General features: G+C 45.7%; 18 protein-coding genes and 1 riboswitch. Of the genes, 6 read left to right on the top strand and 12 right to left on the bottom strand.

Annotated features, from left to right (window positions below; all coding sequences use genetic code 11):
* Position 1: 1 nt before the first annotated feature.
* A riboswitch (Fluoride riboswitch) is annotated at positions 2–76 on the bottom strand.
* Positions 77–216: 140 nt separating this feature from the next.
* The 7 genes from BLS44_RS15450 to BLS44_RS15415 form a co-directional block, all read right to left on the bottom strand.
* Positions 217–1,089, bottom strand: a complete 873-nt coding sequence (locus BLS44_RS15450) for an isocitrate lyase/PEP mutase family protein (protein WP_090391116.1) — start codon at positions 1,087–1,089, stop codon at positions 217–219.
* A gap of 816 nt (positions 1,090–1,905) precedes the next feature.
* Positions 1,906–2,679 carry a hypothetical protein gene (locus tag BLS44_RS15440; RefSeq protein WP_090391114.1) on the bottom strand — a complete coding sequence of 258 codons (774 nt, stop codon included), beginning with the start codon at positions 2,677–2,679 and terminating at the stop codon, positions 1,906–1,908.
* A gap of 132 nt (positions 2,680–2,811) precedes the next feature.
* On the bottom strand, positions 2,812–4,449 hold the full coding sequence (locus BLS44_RS15435) for a hypothetical protein (protein ID WP_090391113.1): 1,638 nt from the start codon (positions 4,447–4,449) through the stop codon (positions 2,812–2,814).
* A gap of 34 nt (positions 4,450–4,483) precedes the next feature.
* Positions 4,484–5,098: a M15 family metallopeptidase domain-containing protein gene (locus BLS44_RS15430; protein ID WP_143019797.1), complete on the bottom strand. Its 615-nt coding sequence runs from the start codon at positions 5,096–5,098 to the stop codon at positions 4,484–4,486.
* Positions 5,099–5,249: 151 nt separating this feature from the next.
* A complete protein-coding gene (locus tag BLS44_RS15425) occupies positions 5,250–5,987 on the bottom strand; it encodes a hypothetical protein (protein ID WP_143019796.1) in 738 nt (245 codons plus the stop codon).
* Positions 5,988–6,227: 240 nt separating this feature from the next.
* The gene (locus BLS44_RS15420) at positions 6,228–6,884 is read right to left on the bottom strand and encodes a hypothetical protein (protein WP_090391109.1); all 657 of its coding nucleotides are present in this window, start codon (positions 6,882–6,884) and stop codon (positions 6,228–6,230) included.
* Between the two features lie 10 nt (positions 6,885–6,894).
* Complete coding sequence (locus BLS44_RS15415) at positions 6,895–7,104, bottom strand: hypothetical protein (RefSeq protein WP_143019795.1); 210 nt, start codon at positions 7,102–7,104, stop codon at positions 6,895–6,897.
* Positions 7,105–7,302: 198 nt separating this feature from the next.
* On the opposite strand from BLS44_RS15415, the gene BLS44_RS15410 reads away from it, so the two are divergent.
* Genes BLS44_RS15410 through BLS44_RS15400 form a run of 4 tightly spaced genes read left to right on the top strand, consistent with a single transcriptional unit; the run spans position 7,303 to position 10,499 of the window.
* A complete protein-coding gene (locus tag BLS44_RS15410; protein ID WP_143019794.1) occupies positions 7,303–8,412 on the top strand; it encodes a hypothetical protein in 1,110 nt (369 codons plus the stop codon).
* Positions 8,409–9,083, top strand: a complete 675-nt coding sequence (locus BLS44_RS26605) for a hypothetical protein (protein WP_176954441.1) — start codon at positions 8,409–8,411, stop codon at positions 9,081–9,083. Before BLS44_RS15410 ends, BLS44_RS26605 begins: the two co-directional genes overlap by 4 nt.
* Positions 9,041–9,832, top strand: a complete 792-nt coding sequence (locus BLS44_RS15405) for a sensor histidine kinase (protein ID WP_176954440.1) — start codon at positions 9,041–9,043, stop codon at positions 9,830–9,832. The genes BLS44_RS26605 and BLS44_RS15405 overlap by 43 nt, the downstream gene beginning before the upstream one ends.
* A 10-nt stretch (positions 9,833–9,842) precedes the next feature.
* Entirely contained in the window at positions 9,843–10,499 is a 657-nt protein-coding gene (locus BLS44_RS15400; RefSeq protein WP_090391102.1) for a response regulator transcription factor, read from the top strand.
* A gap of 88 nt (positions 10,500–10,587) precedes the next feature.
* Here BLS44_RS15400 and BLS44_RS15395 read toward each other — a convergent pair whose 3' ends face one another.
* From BLS44_RS15395 to thrS, 4 genes are all read right to left on the bottom strand, one after another.
* Positions 10,588–10,986 carry a hypothetical protein gene (locus BLS44_RS15395; protein ID WP_090391100.1) on the bottom strand — a complete coding sequence of 133 codons (399 nt, stop codon included), beginning with the start codon at positions 10,984–10,986 and terminating at the stop codon, positions 10,588–10,590.
* A 71-nt stretch (positions 10,987–11,057) separates the two neighbouring features.
* Positions 11,058–11,447, bottom strand: coding sequence for a hypothetical protein (locus tag BLS44_RS15390; protein WP_090391098.1), 390 nt, complete (start codon positions 11,445–11,447; stop codon positions 11,058–11,060).
* Positions 11,448–11,504: 57 nt separating this feature from the next.
* Complete coding sequence (gene der / locus BLS44_RS15385) at positions 11,505–12,818, bottom strand: ribosome biogenesis GTPase Der (RefSeq protein WP_090391097.1); 1,314 nt, start codon at positions 12,816–12,818, stop codon at positions 11,505–11,507.
* Between the two features lie 140 nt (positions 12,819–12,958).
* Entirely contained in the window at positions 12,959–14,899 is a 1,941-nt protein-coding gene (gene thrS, locus BLS44_RS15380) for a threonine--tRNA ligase (protein WP_090391151.1), read from the bottom strand.
* A gap of 387 nt (positions 14,900–15,286) precedes the next feature.
* Between thrS and BLS44_RS15375 the strand changes: the two genes are divergently transcribed.
* Together BLS44_RS15375 and BLS44_RS15370 are read left to right on the top strand one after the other, a co-directional pair.
* Complete coding sequence (locus tag BLS44_RS15375) at positions 15,287–15,979, top strand: outer membrane beta-barrel protein (RefSeq protein ID WP_090391095.1); 693 nt, start codon at positions 15,287–15,289, stop codon at positions 15,977–15,979.
* Positions 15,980–16,020: 41 nt separating this feature from the next.
* Complete coding sequence (locus BLS44_RS15370) at positions 16,021–17,013, top strand: WD40/YVTN/BNR-like repeat-containing protein (protein ID WP_090391094.1); 993 nt, start codon at positions 16,021–16,023, stop codon at positions 17,011–17,013.
* 194 nt (positions 17,014–17,207) lie between these two features.
* On the opposite strand, the gene BLS44_RS15365 is transcribed toward BLS44_RS15370, so the two are convergent.
* Positions 17,208–17,792 carry a DUF6799 domain-containing protein gene (locus tag BLS44_RS15365; protein ID WP_090391092.1) on the bottom strand — a complete coding sequence of 195 codons (585 nt, stop codon included), beginning with the start codon at positions 17,790–17,792 and terminating at the stop codon, positions 17,208–17,210.
* Positions 17,793–17,902: the final 110 nt, after the last annotated feature.

Here is a 17,902-nt window from a genome sequence, read left to right as displayed (position 1 = left end):
ACTATTTGTAGGCGCCATCAGATCCCGCCAAAGACGTGAACGGTTGGGTCAGGAAGACACCATTTCCTGTTTTGTATACCGCAAATATACGGCTTGCCTGTATAATACACTAAAAGGCTATTTTAAAAGAGCGCATCCCCGTTAAAAGAGCATACTATTTTTTAAACGATCCCTGTTTTGCACCGCGAAGAAGCGGGGATCGTTATTAAACCCTTCTTAAACAGCTCCGGGTCTGGTTGCCATTTTATACGCCAATGCCGTTTCGGGGATCGGCTTCATAGCATCCAATAAAATATGGCAGGTTCCCTGGTCCGACAGCTCATCAGCCACCTTCTTAATTAAAGCCAGGGTGGCTTTCATCAGGCCCGAACCCAGGCTCAGGCGGGCAACGCCCAGATCCTCCAATTCCTGTACAGACGGAGGTACTCCGCCTCCTATAGTTGGGTTTGCAAGAATATTGATGGGCGCATTAATTTCCCTGACCAGTGTAGCAATCGTTTCCTTTTCCCATACAGGCTGTACAAAGATGCAGTCAGCACCGGCTTCGCGGTATTTGTTACCCCGTCTTATCGATTCCGATAATTGCGCTGCCGGTGAACCGGACGAGGTATAAAAGGAATCCGTACGGGCGTTAATGACCAGATGAAAGCCCAGCGAGTCAGACAGGGAGCGGATGGCAGCGATCCTTTCACAAAACTCCATTTCATCTGTCAGTACCGGGTTCAAATTGATGCTGTCCTCAATATTAATTCCAACAATGCCGGTATCAATGATCATTTTTACCGATTCAATGATCCCATCCAGGTTGCTCCCATACCCCGCTTCGATATCCACCGTTACCGGCACCTGTACTCCGTTAACAATCGATCTGATCACACCAAGCATCTCCGGCAAGGGTATCACCTGGCAGTCGGGGTAACCCAGCGACGCCGCTATTCCCATGCTCGTTGTAGCGATCGCTTTATAGCCGCAGGCCTCTATTAATTTCGAGCTCCCGGCATCCCACGAATTTAACAGGACCAGTATTTCTTTATCATGGTGTAATTTCAGGAACTTTTCAGCCTTTTCTTTTTGAATATTTGGAACCATAACCCCTGGTTTTTTAGAGCCTGTTTAAATTTTATTGATGGAATTTATTATGAAGCTATTTTGGAGCGAAACAAGGAAAATTTTGCAGGCATAGTAGGCCACTATGGCGAAAAATTTAACGCAGTTGCAGCCCAAAACAGCCATAATAAAGCCATTGAATGAATTTTAAACAGGCTCTTAATCCGGACATCCGAATGCGCTGTTACCCGGCGCGTACAGTAAGTTACACCTATTTTTTGGCAACGGCACAATTTCCCGCGGATAGCAGGAATGAAGCGTCCGGGGAAATGGCAGGAGTCCGCAGGAGGTCAAAAAATGGACTCCTGCACCACCGCTACTTATACAGGAGGATTTGCCGGCGATGTTGAACAAAATCCTGCCCTGGTTAATCAACAGGCCTGCGGCAGGAAATGATTTTATACCATCCCACAAGGATTGCGATCACAATTGAAAGCAGCCCGCCTTATTTAATGATCCGGCCATTTCCACGGTGATGTCCGCAAACCCGGTTTAAAATTATTTCGGGCTGAACCAGCAATTTTGGCATCATACTTGTATTATAGTTAATCCCTTTAAACTTATCTTTTGCAGTGGTAAATCCTGCATTTTCCCGGATTGGTTTAAAAGGAGCATTTATCAAATTGGTACAAATTAGTCAATTTTCTCATAAGCAGTTAGTTTTGGTTGCGTCCCCTGTTTCTACAGGGGACTATTTGTAATATCCTGTCTTCAAAAGTGGCAGACCATTTACCGGCCGGCCCCTTAGTCGTTGTATCGCTTTGCAGACTTCAAAACTGTTTGATACCAGAACTATTTTTATGTCTTATAATCATTGGTGGCAGATCGGGATGGTGGTTTATCATTTGTAAACTTTACTTTACCCAGAATATATCCGGCAACGGAGCCCAATAGCGCCGACAATTCTTTCCCTTCCAACACGCCGGTCAATCCAAATAAGATTATGGCAATTACAATACTGAACAACGTGACAAACTGGATCCCTGAATCCGAGCCGAAAATAATTTTCCGGACATTCTCATCCCTGCTCACTACCCGAAAAAACGTATACAATAAAATGCACATTAAAACCAAGAAAGCAATACTGGCCCAAAACATAAAATTTTGCTGGGAAAGCCTGGGAATCATCAGCTGATTAATTTTATATTCAACATCACTTCTCGCATTATTGGCGCTATCAAGACTTTTGATCATCAACGTTCTTAGATTTACATTCTCTTTTGCGCTTTTTAACTCGTCAAGCAAACCATCGTATCTTTGTTTGCCATCTTCCAGCCAGTATTCAAGGTTCAATTTCGAAGTATCTTCCGGACGGAGACCTGCAATTTTACCTTCACTCCATTTAATGTTATTCTCAATATACTTAATATCTCTTTGAATAATTGAGGTATCCCTGTCTAAATTCAACTTCGCCAACCGGCTTTCTATACCAGGAATTAAAACATTGAGCCGGGTCCTTCTTTCACTTAATTCACTAAAAGAATTTACATCAAACGGTCCCGGAACACTTTGTGCGTATACCTTTTCCACTTCAAAGAGAAAAAAGAGCAGGAGAACAAGGATTGCTTTCATATTATATACATTTTAAAGCTTATATTATATAACGGTCCGGCCTATCGTTTCAAATAATGCCCAAAAACAACGGTGTACCACAGTAAATCAATTCAGGCAAAGGCCTTCTTCTCATAATGCATCAGCCCCGTCTCACTTATTACCCAGAATATAAGTAGCATAGCCAACCTGGAATTGCATAAAATTACTCCTGGCATTACCCGTTTCCCAGTTAAACCTTACCCGGCCAAACAAGCGGCTATTAGGGTTTGTACGTATTCCCATTGCCAGCTCTGATACTCCTAATATAGAGGAAGATTTAGGGTACATTAGCTCCGGGTTATTATTTTTAAAAGAGGTTTGCAGAATAGTCGGGCTAAGTGTTTTAAAATAGACCCATTTTTGAGAAAGAGAGAAACATACCCGTTCTTCCGGTAAAAAATTGAGCTTTATCTCCGGATAAAATTGAAGCGTGCTCACCGAATAGTTGTTTACCAGTCCCGTTTTAAGCAACTTTCCTTCGTTATTCTTCAAAGTAAGTGAATCAGAAACTGCCGAAAGCCCAAAACGACCGCCAACATTCAGATATACTTCGTATTTTAAATTGTGATTATTAAAATATACGAGGTTCCAATCAGTTCCGGCAGATATCCATTGATGTTGATATAGCGATAGCACATCGGCATAACGATGGTAATTTGTATCAAACGTAGAAGAACCCGTTTCCCCAGCAGCTTCTATAAACATATCCAAATCGGAAAGCACCAAATATTTATTATTCGCTTCTACTTTGTTTACTGAAGCCACAGGCGCTATATATTGAAAATATCCCCAGGTCCCCAATGTCGGATATATAAAACGCAAGGGTAAGCGTTGGACACTGTTTATATTTATACGCTTACTCATTTCTGCCTGAATCAGTCCATTGGGCTTTTCAGCATTTAAGCCTTCAAAATCTGAATAAATCTGCGCTTCAAAAAGCTTTTTTGTCTCCTCCTTATGGAGCGCCACACTTGTTCCTCCCAACATATCCAAAACCGTATCCTTAGGACTATAATCCCGGCGCTTGGGTCCAAGCATATAGTTATAATCAAGCAGATCCTCCAGAACTATAGAATATTGCACCTGGTCCGAACTATATCGATTCTTGCTTTTCTTTGTTATGGGATAAGGAGGAGACTTTAGCTCAAACAATGATTGCCTGGAAAACTTCTTGAAATTTTCTTCTGAGGTTATTCCAGCAGGGATGGGTAAGGTAAACTTATAAGTGCCCGTCCCTATTTTAATATAGGCAACAATATTTTCCAGATAACCGTCATTGATTTCGGCCTGTAATCTTAATACCTTCTTTCTGGAAGTAAATTTTCGTTTTGATCTCCATCGACCGTCAATTATACCGGCATTCCATACGTAAACAGAGTCGTTAACAATAAGTGTACCAGCAACCGGCGCCGTGTTTAACATATTGGTTAAATAGTTTTTCAATAGTTCCCGTCCAAAGATAAGCATTTCGTTATCCTTCGTTTTACAGCTATCCTCAAGCGATGTAATCCCTTTAATATGAGTTAAAAAGTTCTTAGCAAATACTTCCGTATTCGTTGTCCATGTATAATAGCTGCTCAAAATAGAATCATTTTGCTTTATGGAAGTCTTTATGGCCGTTTCAAGCGTCGGTTCGCATTGAATTGTAAGCGCCCTGTCACATACAATAAATGTTTCTGTATATGACTGGCTGTTTGCACTTTGGATTACAGTAAAAGTAAATGCTGTTATTACAAATAGTTTCTTCATTTTATTTTTCCTCCCTATCTATATTTATGAGCCATTAGCAATTTTCGTCCATAGCGGCCCACTCCAGATCACCTGTGGGATTCCTGTCACATATATACTTTTTGCCCCGGTAGCATTTTTCTTCCCCGTAGACCGTACAAACCCCGTAAGGCGCATCCTCCATATGATCCAATAAAACAAACTTTTTTTCTGCCTGCTGTTTGCCCGCAACAGCTTCGCTTACCATATCGCGCAATCTTTGCTGCTCAGCAACGGGTATATATTGCACATGCAGCGGGTCCCACATTCCAAGAATAGTGAGCCCGTTATCGTTATATATCTTGCGCAATAGGTTCACATCTCCTTTATACGTTTTTTTACCACCGATGATAAAGATGGAATCCCCCGCAATACCAAAATGATGCATGCCGTCCTTTTTAACCTTGCTGGCTCCATCATTATAGTATTTTTCCTGCAGAACATTGCTACGATAGGTCTCAGTAAATGTTACATCCTGATCTGGATATCTGTTCTTATACTGTTGCACACAGGTCGCAAAAACTGTCTTAAAATCAGGTAAAAGCAAATCCATATTGGCAACCGGATCAGGAGAATTAAACTCAGCACTTTTGAGAATAGTACTAATATAAAAATCAACGATCTTCTTCATACTATATTTTTTTTCGCCTACTCTATGATCCTCTTTTCGGCTTCCGAGGTTTTCCAGGTATTTTTCCATAGTAAGCAGGACTGTCAGCGTTCACCGTCTTACAACAGCACCTCCCCCCGGTTTCCCGTATTTTTGTGATCAGGTGCCGCGCTTAAAAACTAATATTCAGCTTTAACTGCAGGCTATTGGCCTCTAACTCTTTTTGCCCATAAGTATACTCCCCGGAGGTACCCGTGCCCTCTTCATAATTCATTTTTATCTTACCCGGAGCATAATCCAGGGCAAGACCGATGATACCCCGGCGAACAGTAAGCCCAAACGAAGGCTTAAGCCCGAGCATTAAGGCACTGGTCACCCCGTTATCATCCTCATTTTTTTGAGCATTGATCAAGTGGAAATACCGGCTGCCGCCTGCATATTCAAAATTGTAATAGCTGGCGCTGGCAACCAATTGTACCCGGGCATCGATCACCAGCTTCTCAACCGCGTTTACAGACAACACCGGCCCCAGTTTTGAGGATAACCCCATTATTGCGGGCGTTGTAGTGGCCCCCGGATCACCTGCGGTTGTTTCATAAGCCTTCCACCTATTCAGCGGATTATAGCTCGCCGAAAAAACGGTCCAGTCCAGCCCGTAACCCAACCGGTCCCCGGCCTGCGGCCGGTTAAAATAATAAGCCTTCCCTATTTCCAGTACATAGCCGGTACCCGATCCATATTGGGAAGCAAGGATATTTTCTTTAGGGCTCATCGCCTGGTTGAGCTTACCGGGGATATTGCTGATCCCCAATCTTAAATACCCCCTGCGGAAAGGAGAACGTTCCGTACCCTGCGCATACAGGGTTGTAGCCATTATTGTTATTATGCAAAAGAAAAACAGTTGTTTCATTGATAAAATTGTTTTTAACAAATTGGTTGAGTCCTCCATTCAATCGTTGACAAGAGGCTTAATCTTGAGTCGTTCTTACATTCAGCCGCAATAAATCAGCATCCGCCTGCAGCGCATTGCTACCAACCCAAAAGTTTGCAAAAACGCTCTTGCCCCGCAGGAAAATGCATCGGGCCATCACGCACAGCACCACCTGAATCTGACGGATACAATGTACCCGGGTTCAACGCTGCTCCTGCCCTATTTCCCCAGCCTGCTTTGCAGCTCGGGGATCGCATTTTCGAAAGTGCGCAACACCCGGTCCCATTTTTTAAAGGCTTCATCGGCATTGGCGCTGGTGCCCGCATCAGCATATTCCGACACCAGCTTTGCTTTATACACCAGCGGATCGGAAGAACTGGTTTTAATAATAAGCCGGGTGCGGATGGTGGCCGCCTTAAAAGACTTTACAGACCAGGCGGTACAGAGATACCCTGTCGTTTTATCGGTAATGGCAATGACATCAAAGTAGCCTGTAATGATCCGGCTCAGCGTTATCCAGGACTCCGCCTCCGGTTTTGAAGCCCTTATATCAATGTCCTGGTTGGCAATATTGGTCACAAAAGAATTTTCAAAAGCATCGTCGGGTTCTAACCGGATATACTCCTTTTTGCTTTCAACATCGCGGTACGAATAAGTCCTTTTCTGGGTAATAAAGCCCACTTTCTCGATGCGTACATACATATCCTGATCGGGGGTCACCACTATTTTCACCGGCTGCGATACCTGTTTGCCGTTCAAAAAAACGATGGCGCCCTCATCGGTCGTCAGCCGGATCATTTTTGATTTGGCTTCCACGGTAAATGACAGCAGGGAGCAAACGATCAGCAAAAACGAAAGGGTTGTAATTTGTTTCATGGTATATTATTTAATAAAGAATTACCGTATAAAAATCGGTCCCGGTTTTACCATCACCATTCCCGTCCGCTGCGAGGCCGGCGGTATAAGCCGCCAGTTTCCAGCTGCCGCCGGCAGGCAGCCCGGCTTTGGTTTTACTGCCGGTCTCATCGTTGTTCTTGCCGCAGGAAAAAAGAAGGGCCAATAAAGCAGTTATCAATATTTTGATTCTGATGTTCATTTTACTTAACTTTAAGGGAGCAATGACACGTTTGTTTCCATAGCAAAACTGCTGCTGAATTTTGCTCAAAGCAATCGTTCAACCACCCAAAAAGCCGGTTTAAGAAGCGGGGATACAATACCGTGAAAACACGGGATGCACCGGTATGTGGCTCTGTTTATTTTGTGGAATGATTTCATTATTAAATACGAAACGATTATGAGAATAACAAGCCGTCACGTTCAACTTAAGTTCCTGCTTTATATAACTACCGCCATGCTGGCCCCATTTTACTGCAGCGCCCAGCTGCCAACGGGCACGACGATCCCGGATGCCGAAAAACGTCTTATCGCCGCACTTGAAGACTACTCCATTCTCATTAGATTGGAAACAGCCAGGATACGGCGGAACGAATATGCAGAAGGGAAAAAAAAGATCCTGGATCGCATTACCAGCTCCCGGGGCAAAGGACCGGAAGCCGACTCGCTTTTTATGCGGCACACCTCCGATTTCCAGGACTTCCTTGACGATAAAATCCTAAAAAAAGGCGTCACCGGAATGCGCATCTATATTGGCACCCGGTGGAAAGAAAACTTTTACCGGCGGTGCCCGGATAAACAAAACAGGTGGAAACTGGTTTTTATTTTTACCCCTACCATAGGCAAGGATGATCAGCATCCCTCATCTGACTATTCAAGAAAGACTTTTTATATTTATACTCCTGAAGGGAACAAACCTTTTCAGGCAATTAATAAACAACGGGCAGGCAGGTATGTCCGGAATTTTCAAAAGCCGCGTAGAACCAAAAAGCGCATTGAGCTCAACAGCACTATAGACGCATATACGAGGGCCCTATATGGCAATGAAACAAAGCATATTTTTTTCAACCGGAATAAAGTATGCGAAATGACAAAATATATACAGAGCCTGAATGCTCCATCTCTTAAAATGCTGCTATTTACCTACCCTAAAGCAGAGTCTGACTCTTTGCGCTCCCGCCTGGGGCTTGAGTTTATTTTTGCCAATCCTGATGGGAGTGATTATGCGACCAATGCAGATACCGCCCTTGTTTTGGAAAGTATTGGAACAGCTCTTGGAAGCTTAAGCGGTGAAACAAAAGAAAAGCTTATACCTCTGTTTATGCAGATGCAGAATGCGGGGGATGGTCAAAAAAAACGAAACCTGTTAGCTTCAATGATAAGAACTTTAAGACGAAATGAAGCGTTGACAGATGACGAGATCCTTGCTTTTGACACGGGGAGCCCTACCCCTCCACCCAAAAATACCGGCGGCGAATCTCTTGACCCCAGCGAACCAATGACACCATGACCGAAATACTGGAATATCCCTATATTGCGACCCTGTACCTGGCCGTCATTACAGGAATCATTGTGTTTAGCAGAATAACATCACCGCCTGTGAGGCGGGTATTTATATTGGTGGTCTATACTACGGTACTGGAGACCAGTGTTATATTTTTCAGAGAAAAATTCTCCACAGATACCAACGTACTTCCCCAATACAACTTCTTTATGCTGATTGAATTTCTTTTCTACGCCTGGTTTTTTAAAGGAGTAATTAACATCGGAGCCATAAAGAAAAGTATTGACGTATTTTTACTATTATTCCCTGTGCTTTGGTACATCTTCGTATTCGGCTTCTTTAACATTTCCCAGTGGAACAGCTACACTTTTTTATTGGGCGGCAGCTGCATGGTTTTTTTTGGTCTGACATACTATTACCAGCTTTTCAAATGGTTGCCGCCAAACTATTCCATAGCCAGAAGCAGCGAGTTTTGGATTACAACCGGGATTATGATCTTTTACACAACCGGGGTACCCTATATGGGAATGTATAATTTCCTAAGTAGTAATTTTGAATGGCTGGCGCAAAGTCTGAAACCCGTGCTCCAGGTTACCAATATCATAATGTATTCCTTATTTGCTTATGCCTTTATATGCCAAGTGAAAATGACAAATACAACGAGGTCATCATTGTAATCATAGCAGGCATCATTATTTTTTGGGCCCTTATCGGTTGCATTGTATATTTCATAATGCAATACCAAAGGCGCCGCTTTCAGCATGCCAGGGAAAAAGCAGACCTGCAATCCGCTTTTGAAAAAAACCTCCTTCAATCCCGGGTCGAGATCCAGGAACAGGCTTTTGATCAAATCAGCCGCGAACTGCACGACAATATCGGCCAGCAGCTTTCTCTGGCAAAGCTGAACCTGAACACCCTGAAAACAATTGCCAGCCAGCAGGACCAGGATAAGATTGAGAGCAGCCGTGAGCTGATCAGCAACAGCATCGACCAGATACGCAACATCTCCAAAACCCTGCTGGGCGAAAAAATAAACAGCATCGGTATTGCCGAAGCCATAAAAAACGAAACTGAACGTCTTAATAAAACAGGCATTTTCGAAGTATCTTTCACAAATGCAAGTCCAACCTTTGAGCTCAACCCGCAAAAAGAGATCATTCTCTTTCGCATGGTGCAGGAAACCCTGAACAATATCATCAGGCATGCCGGAGCAACCCATGTAATGATCCGGATCGGTTATGAAGGAACCTTGCTGAAAATTTTTATACAGGATAACGGAAAAGGCTTTAATTTAGAGACGGAACGTATCAGCGGCATCGGGTTGTTGAACATGAAAAACCGGGCCCAAACCATTGGGGCGGTACTGAACATTACGAGCGCTGTTGACCAGGGAACTACTGTTGAAATAATATTAGAAAGCAGCTAAATAACTAACGATGCTCCAGCCTGTATCCATTGCCATTGTTGACGATCATGCAATGCTACGTAAGGGCCTTGCCAATATCTTAAACGAGGAAAATGACTTTTCCGTTATTCTGGAGGCTGACAACGGCAGGCGGTTTATAGAGCTCCTGGAGCGGGAAAAGCTGCAGCCCGATGTGGTACTGCTTGATGTTCACATGCCCGAAATGAACGGCTACGAAACAGCCCTTTGGATTGAACAAAACCTGCCACTGGCAAAGGTTTTAGTGCTCAGTATGAACGATGACGAGGAAATGGTGATCAAAATGCTGCGCTGCGGGGCCAAAGGATATATACTTAAAGATGCGGACCCCCCGGAGCTCTACCGGGCTATCAGGGATATCAATGCCAATGGCTATCATTTATCAAGACTGGTGACCGGCAAACTGCTTTTTACCATGAACAGATCAAAAGAACAGCCGGCCAATCCTGCAAAATTATCTGCAAGGGAAAAAGAGTTTCTTGTTTTTTGCTGCAGCGACCTTACCTATAAAGAAATTGCGGATCGCATGTTTGTAAGTGCTCGTACCATCGATGGCTACCGCGACAGCCTTTTTGAAAAACTGGAGCAAAAGTCGAGGGTAGGCCTGGTATTGTATGCGATCCGGCATGATTATTTCCGCGTCAGGTGAGTATTGGTGATGGGACCTTTTAGCAGGGTCAAACGCTGATAACGCCCGCTGCGGTCCCTGGTACATCCCGGTTAAGATTCATAGACAGTTACTCCCCATTGAGCGTCTTGCGGGCCTCATCCACGGTTTTGTGAACAGCATCCGATGTCTTTTTAACCCCCTCTGAAATTTCTTTTGCACTTTTGGAGCCGGCTTCGGTAATCTTCTTTACTTTATCCAGGCCTTCCTGTACCTGGTTCAGTCCCTCCTTCATTCCATTGGCGATCGTTTCTATACCCGGGGTATCGCCACCGGATGTATCGGACACGCCTGCAGTTCCTGTTACAGCCCTTGCCTGGCTGATGCTGTCGGCAATGCGCACTTTCCACAATGAATCGGCTCTTAACGAATCGAGGTCGGCCTGCTGATCGCCCGTACCGGTATTGCAGGATATAGAGAACAACAATATTCCAAAACCAAAAGCGGTTGTAAACAGGACTTTCTTCATAATAAAAATAGCGGCATTTGAGCCGCTATACGCTAAACAAAATCTGTTCCAAAACAAAAGATCCCCGGCCCCTATTTTTTTAACGCTTCTTTGCCGGCCTCAACACCAGCTTTTGCAGCATTGCCGATCTTTTCAGCACCTGCTTTTACTGCATTGATGCTCTCCCGCGCTTTTTCTTTTGCTCTATTTCCCAGCTCCACCGAACCGTCCTTTACTTTGTTGGCCGCATTCTCAAGGTCTGCCTTTAAAGAATCACCCAGGCTTCGCAACGAGCTATCGGCATTCCTGCCGGCCTCTGACAGGGTTTCAGAAACCGCCTTTGTTGTACTGTCTGTAACTTTTGAGAGCGAATCGGATGACAAAGAATCCCGGCTCGCCTCTGTGCCTTTACCAGAGCTCAGATCACAGGAAGCCAGCAATAATACCATTCCCAAAGCGGTCAATTTCAATCCATTTTTCATAATGATCTTGTTTTTTGTATTATTCCGCCCGGCCCGGAAAGTAACCCGCTGTAAGGGTTATTTTTTTCTAAAGAACAGGCGTACAGAAACGCCACTGAAATCGAAGTTTTTACGCAACTGGTTTTCCAGGTAGTTCCGGTAAGGTGTTTTAACATCGTCCGGGAAATTGCAGAAAAAGGCAAAAGAAGGCACCACCGTGGGCAATTGGGTCACAAACTTTATTTTGATCGCATGCCCTCTTACCACCGGTGCATGATGCGCTTCCACTGCTTTAAGCATGACCTCGTTCAGTTTGTTGGTGGGGATGCGGCGCTGCCGGTTCTGATATACTTCCAGCGCTGTTTCAATGGCTTTATAGATCCTTGTTTTTTCGGTAGCCGATACAAAAAGAATGGGCACGTCACTAAAGGGAGCCAGTCTTTTCTTTAACAGGTCCTCATATTCCTTGGCCGTATTGGTCTTCTTATCCTGCACAAGGTCCCACTTATTGACGAGCAACACGATTCCCTTGCCTTTTTTTGCCGCAAGACTGAAGATATTCAGATCCTGGGCGGTGATCCCTTTTTCGGCATCCAGGAGCAATATGCAAACATCTGCCTCATCCATGGCTTTGATGGCACGGATAACAGAATAAAATTCCAGGTCTTCATGCACCTTGGCTTTACGGCGGATACCGGCGGTATCGATGAGAACAAACTCTTTCTGAAACAGATTATAGTGCGTATGAATAGTGTCCCTGGTAGTACCCGCAACATTGCTTACGATGGAACGTTCCTCTCCAACCAATGCATTCAGCAGGGAAGATTTACCTACATTGGGCTGGCCAATGATCGCAAATTTCGGCAGCCCCGCAATATGCTCATCAATACCGGTATCTTCTGTCATGAGATCCGTAACCGCATCCAGCAATTCGCCCGTGCCACTTCCGCTGGCCGCCGCAATAAAAAAGACCTGCTCAAAACCCATGCTGTAAAATTCACTGGCTTCAAGCATGCGCTCGTTATTGTCCACTTTATTAACAACCAGGAACACCGGTTTGGTGCTTCTGCGCAGTACTTTGGCCATGGAGTCATCCAGGTCTGTAATGCCGGTAGCCGCATCGGTCATAAAAAGGATCACATTTGCCTCTTCTACTGCAACCAGTACCTGTTTGGCGATCTCCTTTTCAAAAACATCGTCGCTCCCGTGTACAAATCCCCCGGTATCTATAACGTTAAAGGTTTTACCATTCCACTCGCTGATCCCGTATTGCCGGTCGCGGGTTACACCGCTGACATCGTCAACGATCGCCTTTTTTTGCTCCAGCAAACGGTTAAAGAGCGTGCTCTTTCCCACATTGGGCCTTCCTACAATTGCTACGGTAAAACTCATTTTTTTTATTTTTTATATCGACTGTTGTACTTCGATCTTCTTCCTTGCCACGCTCGCTTGTACACCGGTACAAAGGGCAGCTTTAAATTTGAAAATGCAACATCGGGCACGAAACGGGATTCAACCTGAAACGTTGAACTCTATACCGCATCCTCCCTGTTAGCGATCTCTTCTTTAACCCCTGCAATAAATTCCTCAGTGGTTTTTGTACCGGCATCGCCTTTGCCCTGCCTGCGGATGGCTACTTTGCCCTCATTCATCTCCTTCTCCCCGATCACCAGCATATAAGGGATCTTCATTAACTCGGTATCCCGGATCTTTTTGCCGATCTTCTCATTACGCTCATCAATCTCCGCACGGATGCCGGCCCTGCGTAAGGCCCTGTACACATCTTTGGCATACGCCTCAAATTTGTCGCTGATGGGCAGCACCTTTACCTGTACCGGTGCCAGCCATACCGGGAATTTTCCGGCATAATGCTCCAGCAGGAACCCGATAAAGCGCTCATGGGTACCCAGCGGCGCCCGGTGAATGATCAGCGGCACATCATGTCCGTTGTCCGCCGTGGTATACTGCAGGTTAAAGCGCCGTCCCTGGGCAAAATCTACCTGGTTGGTGGCCAGCGTAAACTCGCGGCCAATAGCGCTCCAGATCTGTACATCGATCTTGGGACCATAAAAAGCCCCTTCACCCTTTACTTCCACAAACGGGATATTGGATTCTACCAGTACTTTCCGTACCAGTGCTTCGGTTTCGAGCCACAGCTCCGGTTCGTTGATGTATTTCTGTCCCAGTTTTTCCGGATCATGTAACGACAACCGCATTACATAACGATCGATCCCAAAGATCTTAAAATACTTCAGGTACATATCGTTTACCGCGCGGAACTCATCGCCAAACTGTTCCTTGTTACAATAGATATGTGCATCGTTCATATGCAGGCAACGCACCCGCATCAGTCCAAACAGTTCCCCGCTCTGCTCATAGCGGTAGCAGGTTCCGTATTCGGCCAGGCGCAGCGGAAGGTCTTTATAACTCTTTGGCTCTGCCGCAAATATTTTGTGGTGGTGCGGACAGTTCATCGATTTCAGGTAATATTTCTGCCCGTCTACCTCCATCGGCGGGTACATACTGTCCTGGTAATACGGGAGGTGACCGCTGGTAAGGTACATACTCTCCTTGGCGATATGGGGTGTTACCACCCGTTTATAGTCGCCGGCATCTTCAGTTTCCTTGGCCAGCTTTTCCAGCTCTTCAATAACAATGGTTCCATTAGGTAACCACAACGGCAGGCCCTGTCCCACATCATCATCCATGGTAAAGATACCCAGCTCCTTACCCAGTTTGCGGTGATCCCGTTTTTTTGCTTCCTCCAGCATCTGCAGGTATTCATCGAGCTCCTTCTGATTGGGAAAGCTGATACCATAAACGCGGGTCAGCATTTTATTTTTTTCATCTCCCTTCCAGTAGGCGCCTGCTACGCTGGTTAATTTCAGCGCCTTAATGATGCCGGTGGCAGGGATATGCGGCCCGCGGCACAGATCGGTAAAATTCCCCTGTGTATAAAAGGTAATATTTCCATCCTCCAGGTTATTCAGCAGGTCCAGCTTATAAGCATCGCCCTTCTCCGCAAAATACTGTATGGCTTCCTGCTTCGGAACTTCTTTACGTACATACGGATTATTCTGCTTTGCCAGTTCGTTCATTTTCTTTTCCAGGGTTCCCAGGTCATCCTCGGAAAGCTTACGGTCTCCCAGGTCCATATCATAATAAAAGCCTCCTGAATCCAACGGCGGCCCTACCCAGAATTTAACACCGGGGAAAGAAGCCTCAACCGCCTCGGCCATTAAGTGGGCCGTTGAATGCCAGAATGCCTTTTTACCATCCGCATCGTTCCAGGTCAATAAGATCAGGTTGCTGTCCGAATAGATGGGACGCGTAGCATCCCAAACAACTCCGTTTACATTTGCTGCAATTACCTTTCTTGCCAGCCCTTCGGAAATAGACTTGGCGATATCCAGCGCTGTAACACCGGCTTCATAAGAACGCCTGGCCCCGTCAGGAAATGTTATATCGATCATATTCATTAAAATTCAATAAAATAAGGTTGCAAAATTAGCGAACTATTGGCAGTATGCAAAGGACGGATCTCAAAATGTCTCAGCTACCCCGAATTTATTTCGGCAGCCGGATATTTTATGGCCCGCAGGTACGCCCCCACCGATCCGGCCGGTCAGCTGGTTGACCGGGCTCATTCCGGGAATAACGAACACAAAACCGGATTCGCAGCATGCCATTCCTGAACAAATTGATGATCAGGATGTATTATCCTGTAACAGCATTATCCTTTTCAGGGCTCCGGGCAACGAAAAATTGCGCTCTTCGCCTGAGGATCAGCATATAAAGCCTGGAGCATCAGGCTTTCTGGCACGGTTTTGCCGGCTTTATTCATAAATAATAATATACATATGAAACAATTATCTTTTATTGCTTTTTTGCTGATAGCCGGCTCCCTGCCCGCTACCGCCCAAACCGGATGGAATATCGGAGACCGGGCTGCTCTTGGGCATAGCTGGACGGTTGGCAATAAACCCAATAATACCAAGCGCCGGTTCCATCCTGTGTTTGAGCTGGGCCGTATCGCCACTTACAATTTTACCGACGTTGCCGGTATTGGATTTGGTACCTTTTTCAGCAGCCAGGGCGCCAGTTTTAAGGATGAGAACTCTGAAAATCGGCTGATCGGAAGAGCCAATTATATTAAGATCCCGGTTTTTGCCAGTTTTAATTTCGGAGAGGCAGACCAGAGAGTACGACCAAGACTCACTATCGGCCCATCTGTACAGTTCCTGGTAGGGGGTAAATCTTTTATCAGAACAGATGCAGATGCTTTTGCCGGTCGCTATACCACCAGGGCCATGAACACCAAGATAGATGTGGGCGGTAATGCCTCTCTGGGATTCAATATCCGTATTTTTGATGGGTTTTACCTAAACCACGAGATCAATTACTATCATGGATTTGTGGAGCAAAAGCCCAATACCCCCAGCGAAACCCCTTCGTTTACCAACCGGAACCTGACCATGAGCCTGGGCATGCAGATCAACGGCGAAGCTATGCGGAAATGGAAAGGGAAAATGATGAAAATGCATCATAAATAACAGACGCGAAAACACGGTATCTTAGCTTCCAAATCGTTTATATGTTCAGATACCTGCTTTTTGTTCTCCTATGCATCTGTGGCGTGGGGGCAGCTTCGCAAAACCTGGAAATACTGACCAGCGGAACCGCTGCCAATATCCGGGGGATCGGTGTTTTTAAAAATACCATATGGGCCAGCGGCAGCAATGGTTATATTGGCCGTTCAGCCGATGCCGGCAGATCCTGGGAGTGGAAGCAGGTGCCCGGGTTTGAAACAAAGGATTTCAGGGACATCGAAGTGCTGGATGAACATACAGCATTGATCATGGCCATTGCCAGCCCGGCTTATATCCTTAAAACATCTGATGACAGCCATACCTGGAAAACAGTGTTTGAGAACAGGGATTCCGCTATGTTTCTGGATGCGATGGCATTTGCAGATAAACAACGCGGGTACGTGATCGGCGACCCGGTCCAAAACAGCCTGTTCATCGCTCAAACAAAAGACGGGGGCAATTCCTGGGCGCCGGTGCCCGGCCCGGCCGCCCTGCCGGGTGAAGCCTTTTTTGCCTCCAGCGGCAGCAACCTGGTTATATCCCGGCAAAAGCCGGTAATGGTGAGCGGCGGCGTCCATTCAAGGATCTTTAAGGGCAGCAAAATCACCCGTCTTCCCCTGATGCAGGGCAGGCAAAGCACCGGGGCCAACAGTATTGCAGCTCTTGGCCCCATACTGATGATCGCGGGTGGCGACTTCCAGGATCCGGCCCGCAGCGACAGCACACTGCTTATTAGCCGGGACGGGGGCAAAACATTTCAGCAGCCGGAAAAAGGGCCTGGAGGCTACCGGAGCGCCATCGCGCCGGTAAATAAAAACACCTGGGTTACCTGTGGACTCAGCGGTGTGGATATTACAACGGATGGAGGCCGGCACTGGGATCCCGTTTCCGACAGGCCCTTTAATGCTGTTTATGTTGAAGCAACTACCGGGACGGTGTACCTGGCCGGGCCAAAGGGCACTATAGCCCGTTTAGTCCTCCGGACAATACGGGAGTGAAAAGTATGAAATCGAATATTCTGAATTTAAAATCCCGGGAACCGGGAGAAACCGACCGAAGCTTAATTTACAGACCAGGGGCCATTTCTACATTCCGCGTTTAATTATTTCATATTTTTTTTCTTTTAGTACAAAAGAAAGGGACCGGTTCCCCGGCCCCCTGATCAAAACATAATCGAAAAGACTTATGACGGCTATTTTTTAATATCTTCTATCACCTCTTTGGTCTTGTCTCCTACTTTTTTTGCGCCTTTCTTGATAGCCTCGCCGGTTTTCTGTGCTGCATCTTTGGTAGCTTCCACACCCTTGTCTACTCCTTCTTTTGTTGCTTCCGCCGCTTTTTGCGCTGCATCTTTGGTAGCCCCGGCTCCCCTCGACACGCCTTCTTTTGTTTTATCCCAGGCATTTTCAACAGCCTGACCGGTACGGTCAAAGAAATTGCCCGACTTGCTTATATATTCCCCTTCTTCCAGTACCACAACCTTCCCTTCTTTGCTTTTTACAGTACCATCGGGAGTAATAATAATGCCGTTGTCCAGTTTAACCTCCTTATCGGCAACCACCCAGTTCCCGTTGGTATACACCAGTACCTTCCCTTCTTTCAGTATCACATCTCCTTCATTGTACCGGATCGTTTCAACAGGTGCAACCGCATTGGTATCCACAGTAACCAAAGCAGCAGCGGATGAATCGGCGGTATTTTCCGAAGACTGTGTCTCGGAGCTGTTACACGCAGCCAGCAGGGTGATACCCAATACAAAACCTAATGTTTTTTTCATGCTCTAAATTATTTTCCAGGATTAATAATAGCTTAATAAAACAAATACTCTGCCAACAATGTATCATACATAGAACGGTCCGGATAAACGCCCCGGACCGTTCCTTAATA

Origin of the sequence: Niabella drilacis, from assembly GCF_900101395.1 — a bacterium.
In the GTDB taxonomy this organism is placed as follows: Bacteria; Bacteroidota; Bacteroidia; order Chitinophagales; family Chitinophagaceae; genus Niabella; species Niabella drilacis.
Note: the sequence above shows the minus strand (reverse complement) of the source record. Positions and strands in the feature narration are given on the sequence as shown.